Genomic DNA, 13745 nt, shown 5'->3' on the forward strand with positions numbered 1-13745 from the left:
TCGTCACTCACGCGGGTTTGGGCGATCGCCGCGCCGCCCGCTCGAGCGCGGTGCGCAGATCGCCGAGCATGACGGCAAAGTCGCGGCTCAGCGCCGCGCGGCGTCCGACCAGCACATAGTCGCTGTGCGGCAGCAGAAAACCGCGATCCGTCCGCTTCACCAATTCGCGCAGTCTGCGGCGAATTCGATTGCGTTCGGTCGCGGTGCCGATCTTCTTGGTCACGGTGAAGCCGACCCGGATCGGGCCCTGATCTTCGCGTCGCAGGCTCTGCAGCACGAAGGCAGGTCCGTTGATCCGCAGCCCGCCGGCAACGGCGATGAAATCCGCCCGCTGCCGCAACCGCTCCATCAACAGGTCCCGGGCGAGCCCGCTCAGGCGCTCAGACGCTTGCGTCCGCGAGCGCGGCGAGCCGCCAGCACCTTGCGGCCGCCGGTGGTGGCGAGACGGGCACGAAAGCCGTGACGGCGCTTGCGCACCAGTTTGCTGGGTTGATAAGTCCGCTTCACGGGCCGTTCTCCGTTGCCGGGTCAGTTATTCATTAAGTGGTGGGTAAGCCCGGAGATGTCGGCTCACAGATGAGCCGGATGCAGCCCAAAAATGAACCGCCCCGGGCAGAGCCGGGTCATCGCGGACAGTTGGCGCGGCTTATACGGGAGCGTCTTGGTCTCGTCAATTGCGCGCGGCGGCGGTTTTGCGCCGCGCCGGCCGTGTCGAATCCGCGCGCTCGTCTTCACGGATGAGAAAACGGTAATTTGACCTGCTTCTCGCAAAGGAGCATCTTGACATTAGATAATGTCGCGATTCCGGCCCGGGGGCCGGCGGTGAGGAGCGGACCGGAGCGAGGCGCGGTGCAGACAGCGGACAAACAGCCGGAAACGCACGCCTGGCGGCGCGGTCTGGAGCCCAAGATCGGGCTGTCCGGCAAGCTGTTGCTGCTGACGATTCCGCTGATCCTGATCGCCGAAATCCTGATCTACGTGCCGTCGATCGCCAATTACCGATTGAACCGGCTGAACGACCGCCTCGCGGCCGCGAACACCGCCGTGCTGGTGCTGGATGCGTCTCCGTCGGGCCGGGTGCCCGATTCTCTTGCGCAGCAGATCCTGGATTCGATCGAGGCCCGCGCGGTGGCGATCAAGATGGGGCAGCAGCGCCGGCTGCTCGCCAGCTCCAATCTGCCGACCACGATCGATCACGTCGTCGACATGCGCAAGGTCACGCCATGGGGCGCGATTCTCGATTCCTTCGTGGTGATGCTGGAGAGCGGCAATTCGGCGATCCGGGTGGTCGGCCCGGGCGAGGGCAATGCCGAATTCATCGAGGTGGTGATCGACGCCGCGCCGCTGCGCATTGCGATGTACCGGTTCTCCAGCAATCTGTTGCTGGTGTCGCTGACCATCACCAGCCTGACCACGGCGCTGATCTATCTGGCGCTGCATTTCCTGTTCGTGCGGCCGATGCGGCGGCTGACCGCCAATATGGTGAATTTCCGTCGCGATCCGGAAAGCCCGGCCTCGATCGTGGTGCCGGGGCCGCGCGGCGACGAAATCGGCCTCGCCGAGCGCGAATTGTCGGACATGCAGCGCGATCTGGTGTCGATGCTGCATCAGAAGAGCCGGCTCGCCGCGCTCGGCCTCGCGGTGTCCAAGATCAACCACGATCTGCGCAACCTGCTGGCGTCGTCACAGCTTCTGTCGGACCAGCTCTCCAGCGTGCCGGACCCGCGGGTGCAGCGCTTCGCGCCCAAACTGGTGCGCTCGCTGGAGCGGGCGATTGCGTTCTGCCAGTCGACGCTTTCTTACGGCCGCGCCCAGGAGGCGGCGCCGGATCGCCGCAGCATCCTGATCGAGCCGCTGGTCAACGACGTCCGCGAAACCGCCGGGCTCGCCGATGATGCGTCGATCACCTGGGTGGCGGCGATCGAGCGCGGCCTGACCATCGATGCCGACCCCGACCAGTTGTTCCGTGTGCTGCTCAATTTGGTGCGCAACGCCGCGCAGGCGCTGGAAAGCCTGCCGCGCGGCGATGCCAATCTGCTGCAGATCCGCATCACCGGCCGCCGCGAGGGATCGGTGACGGTGCTCGAAGTCTCCGATACCGGCCCCGGCGTGCCGCAGAAGGCCCGCGACCACCTGTTCGAGGCGTTTCACGGCTCGGTCCGCGCCGGCGGTTCGGGACTCGGTCTCGCCATCGCGGCCGAGCTGGTGCGGGCCCATGGCGGCGACATCAAGCTGGTCGAGGGCACCATCGGCGCGACCTTCCGGATCTCGATCCCCGACCGCCCCGTCGATCTGCACAGCCTGCGCAGCGAACGCGCCCGCGCCTGACCACGGCCTGCCTTTTCGAGCTGAATCGCCGTATCCGTGCGGAATCCAAGCTGTTCGCGCCGGCAAGCTGCGCCGTCGCGATCCGGAGCCGCCTCCGCACCGGCGGTTTCGCGCACGGTGCGGGCCACCTCCGGCGCCGAGGCCGGCGGGTTTTCTCCGCGGGAATCGCGGCGCGGCGGGCGTCGTCGTCGATCCGTCAGAAAAGAGCATCCGCGGCGCTTGCCAATCCGGATCGGAGCCGCTAGCTATGGCGGCCTTCGCAGCGCTTCGCCGCTGCGGACCGCCGGCGGCTCAGGGCTTGAACCCGACGAGACCCGCGGCAGACGCGCCCGTAGCTCAGCTGGATAGAGCACCAGACTACGAATCTGGGGGTCAGAGGTTCGAATCCTTTCGGGCGCGCCATTTCAACGGACAGGCTTGGAGATTGGGCGGCCTCATCGCGCGACCTCGCGCTGAGCCGGTTTGCGGGTCCGACGCCGGCGCCTTGCCGATGTCTGGCCAGTACAGCGCATCGCTGGTCGGGCGCGGTCCGAAGATCGCCTGGCCGACCCGCACCACGTCGGCGCCTTCCTCGATAGCGATCTCGTAGTCGCCCGTCATGCCCATCGACAATTGCGTCACATCGGGATGGACCGCCGCCGCGCGGTCGCGCAGCTCGCGCAACAGCCGGAAGCAGTTCCGCACCCGCGGCGGATCGGGGCTCAGGATCGCCAGCGTCATCAGTCCGCGCGGCTTCAGCCGCGGGTAGTCCGTCAGGCGCTCGACGAACGGGATCAGCTCGTCGGGCTGCAGGCCGTATTTGCTGGCTTCGCCGGAGGTGTTGACCTGCACGAAGACGTCGAGATCGCGCCCTGGGCGTCGAGGCGCCGGTTCAATTCCTCGGCCAGCCCGACGCTGTCGAGCGCATGAAACTTCGAGGCGAGCTGAATCAGATACTTCACCTTGTTGGTTTGCAGATGGCCGATGATGCTCCAACTGATCGTCAGATCCGCGAGGGCGGCGCGCTTGTCGCGCGCTTTTTCTCGCCGAAATCGGTGATGCCCGCGGCGAACGCCAGCCGCAGCACCTGCGCCGGGACCGTCTTGGCGACGGGAAGCAGCCGCACGTCTTCCGGCCGGCGGCCTGATCGACGGCAGGCGGCGGCAATGCGCTCCTGCACGGTCCGCAGGTTGGTGGCGAACATGCGCGCCGGATCGCTGCCGAACCGTGCGATGTCGTCGCCCGTCAGCCGATCTGCGACAGCCATTCCTCGAACATCCGCTGCGCGGCGATGCGTGCTTCAGGTGGGATCGTCGACGCCTGCGCCCTCAATGCGCGCGGATCGATGCCGGCTGCCGACAGCTCCGCCGCGTGTCCGGTGAGCCAGCGCTCGATGCCCCGAACGACCTCGACTTCCGGGTGAAACTGCAAGCCCAGAACGGTGCGGCCGATCGCAAAGCCCTGAGTGGCGCACAGCGCCGTGGCGGCGAGGTTTTCGGCGCCGGAGGGAATCTGGAAGGCGTCGCCGTGCCAATGCAGCACCGGGGCGCCGTCGAGATGCCGGAGCGGCCCGCGCCGCCCCGCATCGGTCAGCGTCAACGGCCCGAACCCGATTTCCTTGTGGCCCATCGGCGCGACATCGGCGCCGAGCGTCGCGGCGATCAGTTGGGCGCCGAGGCAGATGCCGAAGGTCGGCCGATTCGCGGCGAGCCGCGCCGCCAGAATCCGGCGCTCTTCGAGCAGATACGGATAGGCCTCCACTTCGTAGACGCCGATCGGTCCGCCGAGCACGATCAACAGATCCGGCTGTTCGGGACTCAGCGCCGATAGCGGTGCCTGATCGAGATCGACATAGCGGATGTCGTAGCCGGCCGCGGTGAGCACAGGTGCGAAGTAGCCGAGATCTTCGAAGACGACGTGCCGGATCACGACAGCGGTCTTCGAACGGGGCGGGTTGGTCATCGTGCACTCCGCACCACGTCTCGATACGAGTGACGCGTGCTGATCGAATGATTGTCCGAAACGGACATGTCGTCGCTCAGCATCACGCCATCGGCGGCCCCGATGTCAAGCCGCCGCGGCCATTGCGCTGCGCCGGCCGCGGTGAGAAATGCTGCCGGTTGAATGAGATCACTTCAGTTTCATGACGCGAAGCGCCGCGTATGATCGGAGTCAGGCGGGCACCATGGCACCAGTGATCATCCTTCCGGGTATCAGCGGCTCCGGAGAGTCGCACTGGCAAAGTCATTGGCAGTCCGCCACTCCCTCCTTCACGCGATTTCGCCCGGCGGATTGGGACGCGCCCGATCTCGCCGACTGGACACGGGCGCTGCGCGCCGCGCTGGCCAATGCGCCGCAGCCGGCGGTTCTGGTCGCCCACAGTCTGGCCTGCCTGCTGGTCGCGCATGCGGCCGAGCAGATCCGAGACCGTGTGCGGGGCGCGTTTCTGGTCGCGGTGCCAGATCCGGACGCTGCGGCGTTTCCGGCCGAAGCCGCGAGCTTCGGCAACCCGCCGCGGCGGCCGTTGCCGTTTCCGGCGCTGATCGTCGCCAGCGCCGACGATCCCTACGGCTCGCTCGACGACGCACGGCGACGAGCCCGCGAATGGAATGCCGGCTTGGTGATCGCCGGCGCTCACGGCCACATCAACGGCGCAAGTGGTCTCGGTGAGTGGCAGCAGGGGCGGCTGCTGTTCGATGCGTTCTGCGCCGGCTTGGGGGCTTGAGATGGATTGGGTGTCTGCGATCGCCGCGTTTTCCGTCGCCGCCGCACTGCTGACCATCACACCAGGGCTGGATACCGCGCTGGTGCTGCGGACCGCCACGGTCGAAGGCGGCGGTCAGGCGATGAAGGCGGGCGCCGGCGTGGTGAGCGGCGTGCTGGCGTGGGGGCTGCTGGCGTCTGTCGGCCTCGGCGCCGTGCTCACCGTGTCGGAGATCGGCTACCGAATTCTTCAGTATGCCGGCGCCGCCTATCTGGTCTGGCTCGGCGCCCAGATGGTCCGCGCCGCCTTCCGTCCGGCGGCGCCGGCTGATCCGACAGCGAATGCCGCTGTCACGGACCCGTTCGCCACCAATTCGTCCGGCTGGTTCCTGCGCGGCCTGATGACCAATCTGCTCAATCCGAAAGTCGGCGTGTTCTACGTCAGCTTGCTGCCGCAGTTCATTCCGCAGGACGCTCCGGTGGTGGCCTTCAGCGTCGGCCTCGCCGGCATTCACGCCGCGATGGGCCTGATCTGGTTCGCGGCGATCACGGCGGCGACGCGGCCGTTCGCCAGGCTGGTCCGCAATCCCGCGTTCACGCGCGGGATCGACGGCCTGACCGGTTCGGTGCTGATCGCCTTCGGGGTGCGGCTGGCTTTCGATCAGCGCAACTGAACGACGTCGGCGCAGGATCAGCGCAGCGCCGACGAGGTGTCGCCGCTGCGGACAGCTATCCGGGCGATGATCGCGTTGATGGCGCCGAGTGCTTTCTCGAGATCCGCCCGCGGCGGCGCGCCGATACAGAGACGAATGCCGGCGCTGATGCCGCCCACCGAGGTCGAGGACGGCGGCGTCACCAGAATGCCGATCGCCTTGGCGGCGGCATCGACTGCTTCTGCTTCCGCGGACGAAAGCGGAAGCCAGACGTGGTAGCCGATATGCGCGGGTTGATGCATCGCGGCGCCGAGCAACTCTGTCGCGATGATGCGGCGCCGGCCGGCCTCTTCCTGGATCGCGGCGCTCACCGCGTCGGCGGTGCCGTCGAGCAGCCATTGCTCCATCACCGAGCAGCTCAGCGGACTGATCATCAGCCCGCTGGCGTGCAATGCCGCCTCGGCGCGGGCGAACCAGGCGGCGGGCACCACCAGGCCGCCGATCCGTAGCGCCGGGTTCAGCGTCTTCGACAGGCTGTTGATGTAGAACACCCGATCGGGCGCCAGACTCGCGATCGGCGGATAGTCCGGGTCGGGACGCAGCGCATAGACGTCGTCTTCGATCACCACGATGTCGTGGCGGCGGCAGACCGTGGCGATCACCTCGCGCCGGCTCCTGCTCATCGAGCCGGTGGTCGGGTTCTGCATCGTCGGCGTCAGGTACACCGCGGCCGGGCGGAGCTGCTGCGTCGTCAGCTCGTGGTCGAGCGCCTCCGGCAGCATGCCCTCCTGGTCCATTGCGACGGGGCTGAGCGTCACGCCGAGATGCCGGGCGAGGCCGATGATCCCCGGATAGGTCTGCTGCTCGACGAACAGTGTGCCGGCCGGGCCGCACAGCGTCGACAGGCTGACAGCGAGCGCATGCTGGGCGCCGTTGGTCAGCAGCAGATGCGCCGGGTCGGCGTCCATCCCGAGCCGGCGAAACCATCGCGCCAGCTCGTTGCGGAATCGGATGTGGCCGATCACCGGCGGATAGGCGTTGAACACGTCGGCGTCGACACGTTTGGCCACGGCGGTCAGCGACCGCGCGATCAGCCGTTCGCTCACCGCCGATGGCGGGGCGTTGCGCGACAGGTCGATCACGTCGCCGGTGCGGGACTCGGTGACGGCCACGAAGGTGCCGCGCCCGGTGACCGAGCGGACTAGCCCGCGCCGCTCGAGGATGCCGTAAGCCTTGGTGACCGTGCCGAGCCCGATGCCGAGCTTCCAGGCGAGGTCGCGATGCGCCGGCAGCCGGGCGCCGACCTCCAGCCGCCCGATCCCGATGTCTTCCGACAACGCCGAAACCAGCCGGTCACACGGCGACTCGTCGCCGTCCGCCAGTCGCGGATGCCAGGGAGACTGCAGACGCATGCGTTCGCCTCAAAGTGTAATGTGACGCTTTATATTTTGCGTAAAGTGTCACGTCCACTAGGATCCGGAGCCGGAAGACACTCGGTTCAGATGGTGGGCATGGACGAGAATCGATCAGCTTTCGGGTGCGCCGACCGGAGCGCCGCCGCAGTAGCGCCGCCGCCGTCGGTCGCGGCTGCATTGTCGCCAGATCGCGTCGTGGCGCGATTGAGCAAACGTCAGGCCGAATTGAGATCAGTTCGGCCGGGCTGCAACGAGCCGATCGCCAGCCCGAACCCTGCCGCCATCCCGGGCCGCGAGGCGAGCGGCGTGACCGAAGCGAGGCGGCTCGGCGTTCCGTTGAACGCGCTGCGGGCGTTCGAAGCGGCGGCGCGCCACATGTCGATCAAGGAGGCGGCGGTCGAAATCGGCGTGACGCCGTCGGCGGTCAGCCATCAGCTTCGCATCCTGGAAGAGCTGCTGGGCGTCGAGCTGATGCGCCGGATCGGGCCGCGGCTTGAGCTGACGGAAACCGGCAGGCTGCTGTCGCCGGAATTGACCGCCGGCTTTGCCCGGATCACCGGCGCAGTCGGGCGCCTCAAGAACGACCGCAAGCTCGGTCCGCTGCGGCTGTCGATGCTGCCGACCTTCGCGGTGCACTGGCTGTCGCCGCGCCTGATCTCCTATCCGTTCGCACGGGCGGGATTCGAACTCTTGATCTCGACCACCCAGTCGGTGGTCGATCTCGGTGCCGGCGTGGCCGACGCAGCGGTCCGCCAGGGCGGCGGATCGTGGCCTGGCGTTCGCGCCGAACTGCTGTTCGACGAGAACGTCACCCTGCTCGGGCGGGCGGCGGATTGGCGATCGGGCGACGAGGCCGAGAAGCGCAACGCGATCGGGCGCGCCAACCTGTTTCTGTCGCAGCACCGGCAGGAGAATTTCCATCGCTGGAACGGCAGCCTCCCCGGCGGTCCGATCAAGCCGGCGGCGATCACGATCGTCGATACGTCCGGGCTCGGTCTCAAGGCGGCGATCGACGGCGCAGGCATCACTTTTGCCGGAATCGAAGTCGCGGCATGCGACATCGCGTCGGACCGGCTGATACCGATCCTCGATCATCACGTCCCGGCCAATGCCGGCTACTATCTGTGCTATCCGCCGGCACTGGAGCGCGACCGCCGGATCAGGAACGTTCGCGCCTGGATGCTGAGCGAAGCCGCACGACCGGCCGGACCGGCCTGACGACAGCGTCCTTGGCGACTGCCGAGCCGTCACGGCTCGCCGTCCCAATAGTCGACCGCGCCGGCTTTCTTCACTGTCAGTTCGAGCCGCCGTGCCGCCTTGTCGCCGCCGGGGGCGGACCCGACGAACACCGCCACCTTGCCGCTGTCGGGATATTCCAGAACATCGGGCTCGTGCATGCTGCCGACAGCAAGATATCTCAGCGGCTCGTCGCCCTCGGCGATGAGCTGGTGTGCCGTCTCCTCACCGCCTGCAGGACAGACCACGACGTCCCCGGACTGCACCGGATGGCGTTGCTTCCCGTAACGCAGCACGCCGCGGCCGCCGAGAATTACGAACAGCTCATCGTTGGCATGGTGGCAATGGTGCGGCCATGCCTTCTTGCCGGGCGGGACTTCGACATAGCGGGCGCCGAGGCGGAGTGCCCCGAGCGGCGCGGCGACGGCCGCGATCCGCGCCTCGAAGGACTCGCCATGGGATTGCGTCTGGAGCGAAAGCTCCTGCAGGCGGATGATCGGTCGCATCGTGTCAGCCGAGCCCTTGGATCAGTACGACGTTGCCTGTCGTCGCGGCGCGCCGGTCGACCGCGATGGTCTCGTAGTCGGGCGAGGTCTCCCAGGCCCGGAACGTCGCCTCGTCGGGAAACGCCAGCAGGATCACCTTCTGGCAGGTCGGCGATCCCTCCACCTGCCGGGGCTTCTCGTCAGCGGCGAGCAGCCGCCCGCCATACGGCTGCAACGTCGGCAAGAACCGCGCGGCGTAACGTTCGTAGCGGGCGCGGTCGTGAATAGTGATCTGGGCGATGGCATAGACCGTCATCGTATCGCTCCTTTGCAAGCGGCGGCACCGGCGCTCGTAGTTTCGACCGCGCTCATGCGGGCACCTGCGACACGTCGGCACCATAGAACGCCTCGCCGTAGACCTGCCGGCCATTCTCGAACCGCATCAATTCGCAGGCGCGCAACGTCCGTCCGCCGGCGTGTGACACGTAGTGGACGAGTACAGTCTGGGCGGCTTCGTCGCAGACCGCGGATTCGAACTTGAAGACGAGATCCGGGACTGCATCGAGCGCCTTGATCCAATAGGCGTAGAGCGCGTCGCGGCCCTGCACGGTGGCGTCGCCGGTCACGGTCGCGGCGCGCGGGCTGACGAACACCGCGTCCGCGGCGAACGGCTCGATCACAGCGCCGACATCGTGACGATTCCATGCCTCGATCCAGGTCGTCGCGTGATGCTCGAGGTCGCTGCGAGACAGACGTGTCATAGCCAGAACAAATCCTCCTCAATGGCCGAAAGGGCCGTCATGGTTCGGTCGATGAAGCGCAGCATCGCCGATCATCCCGGCGCGATGCACATCACGAAAGCGTAGAGCGCGAGCGCAGTCAGCGTCTTGGTCTCCCTCGCCCGCGATCCCTCATGGCTGCGCACGCCGCGTCAGAATTGCCACGGTGACGGCGGCGGCGCTGCTGAGATTTCATCAGGCGAGGATGAGTCCGGCTCCGGCGAGGACGAGAATTTCTCAACGTGGTGCAGCAGTTTTTCACTCCGGCCACGGAGCCTGCTCCCGCTAGACTCGGCGGCAGAGCGAACAGAAGCGACGAGTCAGGGAGAGACGATGAAGGGCAAAATCGGAACAGCGGTCGATCCGGCGCTGGAACGGCGGATCCGCGACAGCTTCGGCCGTCAGGGCTTGATGCAGCATCTCGGCGCAGCCATTCACGAGGTGCGGCTCGGACTGGTGACGATCCGGATGCCGTTCCGGCCGGAGCTGTCGCAGCAGCACGGTTACTTCCACGCCGGCGGCACCTCGGCGATCGCGGATTCGGCCGGTGGCTACGCCGCCTATACGATGTTCCCGGAAGACAGCTCGGTGCTCACCGTGGAGTTCAAGGTCAATCTGCTCAACCCGGCCCGCGGCGACGCGCTGGAAGCGATCGGCAAGGTGGTGAAATCGGGCAGGACGCTGACGATCTGTCAGCTCGAAGTATTCGCCGATGGTTCGGAAGGCCGCTCGCTGGTTGCGATCGGACAGGCGACGCTGATCTGCTTGGCGGGCCGGCCCGATACGGCGGAGACCGCGCGCTGACTCGCCGTCGATGCGGCACGGCCCGGACGCCCGATTAGTTCGACATGACGTTCCCATTAGACCTTTGTCGGAGGCTGCCCGCCGCAAAGCCGGGCGGCCGTCGCATGTCGGCCATGCGTGCGCCCACAACCGGACATTTCTACGTGATCGGGCGTGCGGCGCCGGACCGGACATGACCGAAGTCAAATCAATTTGGCGCTCCTTGGCTATTTTGAGCCGCTTTCCCGTCATCTCTCGATGCCGCCCGCCGGCCTCGAACCAATCTGTGCTGACATCATGTATCGTATTGTGCGACGCGAGCAGTTCTCGGACGCGACTTTCCTGTGGGACGTCGAGGCACCGGATATCGCCGCTTCCGCCGAGCCTGGCCATTTCGTGATGCTCCGTCTCTACGACGGCGCCGAGCGCATTCCGCTCACCGTCGCCGATTTCGATCGCGACAAGGGGCTGGTGACCGTCGTGGTCCAGGCGCTCGGCAAGACCACGCGCGAGATGCGCGACAAGTTCAAGGAAGGCGAGGCGTTCGAGGACTTCGTCGGTCCGCTCGGTTTGCCGCAGCACATCGACAAGGTCGATCACGTGGTGTTCGTCGGCGGCGGCCTCGGCGTCGCGCCGATCTTCCCGCAGCTTCGGGCGTTCAAGCAGTCCGGCGCGCGCACCACCGCGATCATGGGTTTCCGCACCAAGGATCTGGTGTTCTGGGAAGACAAGTTTCGCGAATTCGCCGACGAACTGATCATCTGCACCGATGACGGCAGCTACGGCGAGCCCGGCCTCGTCACCGCGGCGCTGGAGCGGGTGATCACGCAGCAGAAGCCCGACAAGGTGGTGGCGATCGGCCCGATGCCGATGATGCACGCCTGCGTCGAGACCACCCGCCCGCACGGCGTCAAGACCATGGTGTCGCTCAACACCATCATGGTCGACGGCACCGGGATGTGCGGTTCGTGCCGGGTCACGGTCGGCAATGAAGTGAAGTTCGCCTGCGTCGACGGCCCGGATTTCGACGGCCACAAGGTCGACTTCCACGAGCTGCACGCCCGCCAGAAGCGTTTCAAGACCGAGGAAGACAAGGCGAACGAACACTTCGCCCATGTCTGCAATCTCGAAAAGCAGCTCATCGTCGAGGGCAAGCGCAACTACAAGAAGCTGGCGACGCTGCCGCCGCATCAGACGCCGATGCCGGAGCGCGACGCTCACGAGCGCGCCACCAATTTCAAGGAAGTCAATCTCGGCTATTCGGTCGAGGAGGCGCTACAGGAGGCCGAGCGCTGCATCCAGTGCATCACGCCGACCTGCGTCGCCGGCTGTCCGGTCGGGATCGACATTCCGGTGTTCATCCGCAACATCCTGTTCCGGGACTTCGATGCTGCGCTGGAGACGATCTATCAGTCGAGCATCTTCCCGTCGATCTGCGGCCGGGTCTGCCCGCAGGAGACGCAGTGCGAAGCGCAGTGCATCATCCGCAAGTACAAGAAGCACGAGCCGGTCGCGATCGGCCGCCTCGAGCGCTTCATCGGCGACAATGCCAGAGCGCCGAAGAGCAAGCCGATCGATCTGTCCAAGACGATCGGCAAGGTCGCGATCGTCGGCTCCGGCCCGGCGGGCCTTGCCGCCGCGGCCGATCTCACCCGCTACAATGTTGAGACCACGGTGTACGAGGCGCTGCACGTGCTCGGCGGCGTGCTCCAGTATGGCATTCCGTCATTCCGGCTGCCGCGCGACATCATCGACCGCGAAATCCAGCGGCTGAAGGACATCGGCGTCAAGTTCGAGACCAACAAGGTGGTCGGCAAGACCTTCACCATCGAGCAGTTGATGCGTGATCGCGGCTTCGATGCGGTGTTCGTCGCGGCGGGTGCCGGTGCTCCGACCTTCCTGGGCATTCCCGGCGAGTTCGCCGGCCGGGTCTATTCGGCCAACGAATTCCTCACCCGCATCAACCTGATGGGCGGCGATCGCTTCCCGTATCTCGATACGCCGGTCAGCGTCGGCAACAGCGTGATCGTGATCGGTGCCGGCAACACCGCGATGGACTGCCTGCGCGTCGCCCGCCGCGTCGGCGCCGCGACGGTGCGCTGCGTCTATCGCCGCTCGGAGGCCGAAGCGCCGGCGCGCATCGAGGAAATCCGCCACGCCAAGGAGGAGGGCGTCGATTTCTTCTTCCTGCATTCGCCGGTGGAAATTCTCGTCACCGAGAGCGGCGACGTCCGCGCGGTGCGGCTGCAGAAGATGGAGCTCGGCGAGGCCGACGAGCGCGGCCGCCGCAAGCCGGTGCCGCTCGACGAGTTCATCGAGCTCGAATGCGACACGGTGATCTACGCGCTCGGCACCAAGCCCAATCCGATTATCGGTCAGGCGACGCCGGGGCTCGAACTCAACAAGTGGGGCAACATCGCGGCTGACGACGACACCCAGTCGACCAACATGCCGGGCGTGTTCGCCGGCGGCGACATCGTCACCGGCGGTGCGACCGTCATCCTGGCGATGAGCGCGGGCCGTCGCGCCGCGAAATCGATCGCCGCCTGGCTGCGGCTGAACAAGGCCAAATGGCCCATCACGGCGCAGGATGCCGACGACTTTGTCGCCGGCAAGCTGGCGCCGCCGATCGAGGAGGATGGCGTGGCGCATTGCCCGAAGTGTCACCAGCCGTTGGAAGGCTCGGAGGAGTACATCTGCTGCGCCGGCTCGGAGCTGCAATGGCGCTGCGACGATTGCGCCAAGGTCAGCGAAGGCTTCGCGTTCCCCTACGGCATGTGCCCGCACTGCGGCGGCAAGCTGCAGCCGCTCGACCGCGCCGGCGTCAGCGACGAGGCCGGGCTGGCGGCGATCCGTACCGCATTCGAGATCGAGCTCGGCGGCCGCGCGTTCTATGCCCGCGCCGCCAAGGAGACCTCCGATTCCACGTTGCAGGAACTGTTCCTCAGCTTCGCCGAGATGGAAGAGGAGCACATGACCACGCTGGCCAATCGCTATCACGTGGCGATTCCGCAGGCGACCGAAGGCTTCCACCTCGGCACCGCGGCGATCATGGCCGGCGTCAAAGGCCAGATCGGCGATCCGACCACGCTGTTCGAAGCCGCGATCGAGTTCGAGCGGCGTGCCGCCTCGTTCTTCAAGACCCGGGTCGGCGAGACGCCGGACGGATCGGTCGAGCGCCAGCTCTATCGCGAACTCGCCGCCGAAGAGGACGAGCACGTCTCGGTGCTGCAGACCGAATTCGCGCGCTGGAAGGAAGGCAAGCGCGGACTGCTGACGTAAGCCCGCGACTTGCGATGGCGGCTGTTACTTCACCAGCCGCACCCCCTTGGTGGTGAAGCGCTGCGGCTTCGGTCCGTCGCCGCGCAGCGGGGGGCGGGTGCC

At 66.8% G+C, this 13745-nt stretch carries 15 protein-coding genes and 1 tRNA gene; 7 read left to right on the forward strand and 9 right to left on the reverse strand.

What is annotated here, in order from left to right; all coding sequences use genetic code 11:
• Positions 1-7: 7 nt before the first annotated feature.
• Entirely contained in the window at positions 8-349 is a 342-nt protein-coding gene (gene rnpA / locus DU475_RS09005; RefSeq protein ID WP_013500510.1) for a ribonuclease P protein component, read from the reverse strand.
• Positions 350-372: 23 nt separating this feature from the next.
• Positions 373-507 (reverse strand): 50S ribosomal protein L34, encoded by a 135-nt coding sequence (rpmH, locus tag DU475_RS09010; protein WP_006609582.1) that lies wholly within the window; start codon positions 505-507, stop codon positions 373-375.
• Between the two features lie 342 nt (positions 508-849).
• On the opposite strand from rpmH, the gene DU475_RS09015 reads away from it, so the two are divergent.
• Positions 850-2328 carry a sensor histidine kinase gene (locus tag DU475_RS09015; RefSeq protein ID WP_013500511.1) on the forward strand — a complete coding sequence of 493 codons (1479 nt, stop codon included), beginning with the start codon at positions 850-852 and terminating at the stop codon, positions 2326-2328.
• 325 nt (positions 2329-2653) lie between these two features.
• Positions 2654-2730, forward strand: a tRNA-Arg gene (locus DU475_RS09020).
• On the opposite strand, the gene DU475_RS24510 is transcribed toward DU475_RS09020, so the two are convergent.
• Genes DU475_RS24510 through DU475_RS09035 form a run of 3 tightly spaced genes read right to left on the reverse strand, consistent with a single transcriptional unit; the run spans position 2701 to position 4269 of the window.
• Complete coding sequence (locus tag DU475_RS24510) at positions 2701-3303, reverse strand: alanine racemase (RefSeq protein WP_164631810.1); 603 nt, start codon at positions 3301-3303, stop codon at positions 2701-2703. The two genes, DU475_RS09020 and DU475_RS24510, sit on opposite strands and share 30 nt — an antisense overlap.
• Before the next feature lie 7 nt (positions 3304-3310).
• Positions 3311-3574, reverse strand: coding sequence for a hypothetical protein (locus DU475_RS24515; RefSeq protein WP_164631811.1), 264 nt, complete (start codon positions 3572-3574; stop codon positions 3311-3313).
• Positions 3553-4269, reverse strand: a complete 717-nt coding sequence (locus DU475_RS09035) for a glutamine amidotransferase (RefSeq protein ID WP_164631813.1) — start codon at positions 4267-4269, stop codon at positions 3553-3555. Before DU475_RS09035 ends, DU475_RS24515 begins: the two co-directional genes overlap by 22 nt.
• 223 nt (positions 4270-4492) lie before the next feature.
• Between DU475_RS09035 and DU475_RS09040 the strand changes: the two genes are divergently transcribed.
• Complete coding sequence (locus DU475_RS09040; RefSeq protein ID WP_164631814.1) at positions 4493-5032, forward strand: RBBP9/YdeN family alpha/beta hydrolase; 540 nt, start codon at positions 4493-4495, stop codon at positions 5030-5032.
• A gap of 1 nt (position 5033) precedes the next feature.
• On the forward strand, positions 5034-5684 hold the full coding sequence (locus tag DU475_RS09045; protein WP_164631815.1) for a LysE family translocator: 651 nt from the start codon (positions 5034-5036) through the stop codon (positions 5682-5684).
• A 17-nt stretch (positions 5685-5701) separates the two neighbouring features.
• On the opposite strand, the gene DU475_RS09050 is transcribed toward DU475_RS09045, so the two are convergent.
• The gene (locus DU475_RS09050; protein WP_164631817.1) at positions 5702-7075 is read right to left on the reverse strand and encodes an aminotransferase-like domain-containing protein; all 1374 of its coding nucleotides are present in this window, start codon (positions 7073-7075) and stop codon (positions 5702-5704) included.
• A gap of 207 nt (positions 7076-7282) precedes the next feature.
• On the opposite strand from DU475_RS09050, the gene DU475_RS09055 reads away from it, so the two are divergent.
• The gene (locus tag DU475_RS09055) at positions 7283-8296 is read left to right on the forward strand and encodes a LysR family transcriptional regulator (RefSeq protein ID WP_246700280.1); all 1014 of its coding nucleotides are present in this window, start codon (positions 7283-7285) and stop codon (positions 8294-8296) included.
• A 29-nt stretch (positions 8297-8325) separates the two neighbouring features.
• On the opposite strand, the gene DU475_RS09060 is transcribed toward DU475_RS09055, so the two are convergent.
• Genes DU475_RS09060 through DU475_RS09070 form a run of 3 tightly spaced genes read right to left on the reverse strand, consistent with a single transcriptional unit; the run spans position 8326 to position 9560 of the window.
• Complete coding sequence (locus DU475_RS09060; RefSeq protein ID WP_164631819.1) at positions 8326-8820, reverse strand: cupin domain-containing protein; 495 nt, start codon at positions 8818-8820, stop codon at positions 8326-8328.
• Positions 8821-8824: 4 nt separating this feature from the next.
• Positions 8825-9115, reverse strand: coding sequence for a DUF1330 domain-containing protein (locus DU475_RS09065; RefSeq protein ID WP_013500521.1), 291 nt, complete (start codon positions 9113-9115; stop codon positions 8825-8827).
• A gap of 52 nt (positions 9116-9167) precedes the next feature.
• Positions 9168-9560 (reverse strand): nuclear transport factor 2 family protein, encoded by a 393-nt coding sequence (locus DU475_RS09070; RefSeq protein ID WP_142883745.1) that lies wholly within the window; start codon positions 9558-9560, stop codon positions 9168-9170.
• A 351-nt stretch (positions 9561-9911) separates the two neighbouring features.
• Here DU475_RS09070 and DU475_RS09075 point away from each other — a divergent pair, with 351 nt between their 5' ends.
• The gene (locus tag DU475_RS09075; protein WP_013500523.1) at positions 9912-10382 is read left to right on the forward strand and encodes a PaaI family thioesterase; all 471 of its coding nucleotides are present in this window, start codon (positions 9912-9914) and stop codon (positions 10380-10382) included.
• Positions 10383-10658: 276 nt separating this feature from the next.
• Positions 10659-13643 (forward strand): NADPH-dependent glutamate synthase, encoded by a 2985-nt coding sequence (gene gltA / locus DU475_RS09080; RefSeq protein ID WP_164631821.1) that lies wholly within the window; start codon positions 10659-10661, stop codon positions 13641-13643.
• The last annotated feature ends 102 nt before the right edge of the window (positions 13644-13745 follow it).

Source organism: Rhodopseudomonas sp. WA056 (genome assembly GCF_010906995.1).
Taxonomy (GTDB): domain Bacteria; phylum Pseudomonadota; class Alphaproteobacteria; order Rhizobiales; family Xanthobacteraceae; genus Rhodopseudomonas; species Rhodopseudomonas palustris_G.

What these genes read in the sequence shown, in the direction of transcription:
- DU475_RS09035 (WP_164631813.1), bottom strand. Translation starts at nt 4,269, where the DNA reads ATGACCAACCCGCCCCGTTCGAAGACCGCTGTCGTGATCCGGCACGTC.
- DU475_RS09065 (WP_013500521.1), bottom strand. Translation starts at nt 9,115, where the DNA reads ATGACGGTCTATGCCATCGCCCAGATCACTATTCACGACCGCGCCCGC.
- DU475_RS09050 (WP_164631817.1), bottom strand. Translation starts at nt 7,075, where the DNA reads ATGCGTCTGCAGTCTCCCTGGCATCCGCGACTGGCGGACGGCGACGAG.
- DU475_RS09060 (WP_164631819.1), bottom strand. Translation starts at nt 8,820, where the DNA reads ATGCGACCGATCATCCGCCTGCAGGAGCTTTCGCTCCAGACGCAATCC.
- rnpA (WP_013500510.1), bottom strand. Translation starts at nt 349, where the DNA reads ATGGAGCGGTTGCGGCAGCGGGCGGATTTCATCGCCGTTGCCGGCGGG.
- DU475_RS09040 (WP_164631814.1), top strand. Translation starts at nt 4,493, where the DNA reads ATGGCACCAGTGATCATCCTTCCGGGTATCAGCGGCTCCGGAGAGTCG.
- gltA (WP_164631821.1), top strand. Translation starts at nt 10,659, where the DNA reads ATGTATCGTATTGTGCGACGCGAGCAGTTCTCGGACGCGACTTTCCTG.
- DU475_RS09070 (WP_142883745.1), bottom strand. Translation starts at nt 9,560, where the DNA reads ATGACACGTCTGTCTCGCAGCGACCTCGAGCATCACGCGACGACCTGG.
- DU475_RS24515 (WP_164631811.1), bottom strand. Translation starts at nt 3,574, where the DNA reads ATGGCTGTCGCAGATCGGCTGACGGGCGACGACATCGCACGGTTCGGC.
- DU475_RS09045 (WP_164631815.1), top strand. Translation starts at nt 5,034, where the DNA reads ATGGATTGGGTGTCTGCGATCGCCGCGTTTTCCGTCGCCGCCGCACTG.
- DU475_RS09075 (WP_013500523.1), top strand. Translation starts at nt 9,912, where the DNA reads ATGAAGGGCAAAATCGGAACAGCGGTCGATCCGGCGCTGGAACGGCGG.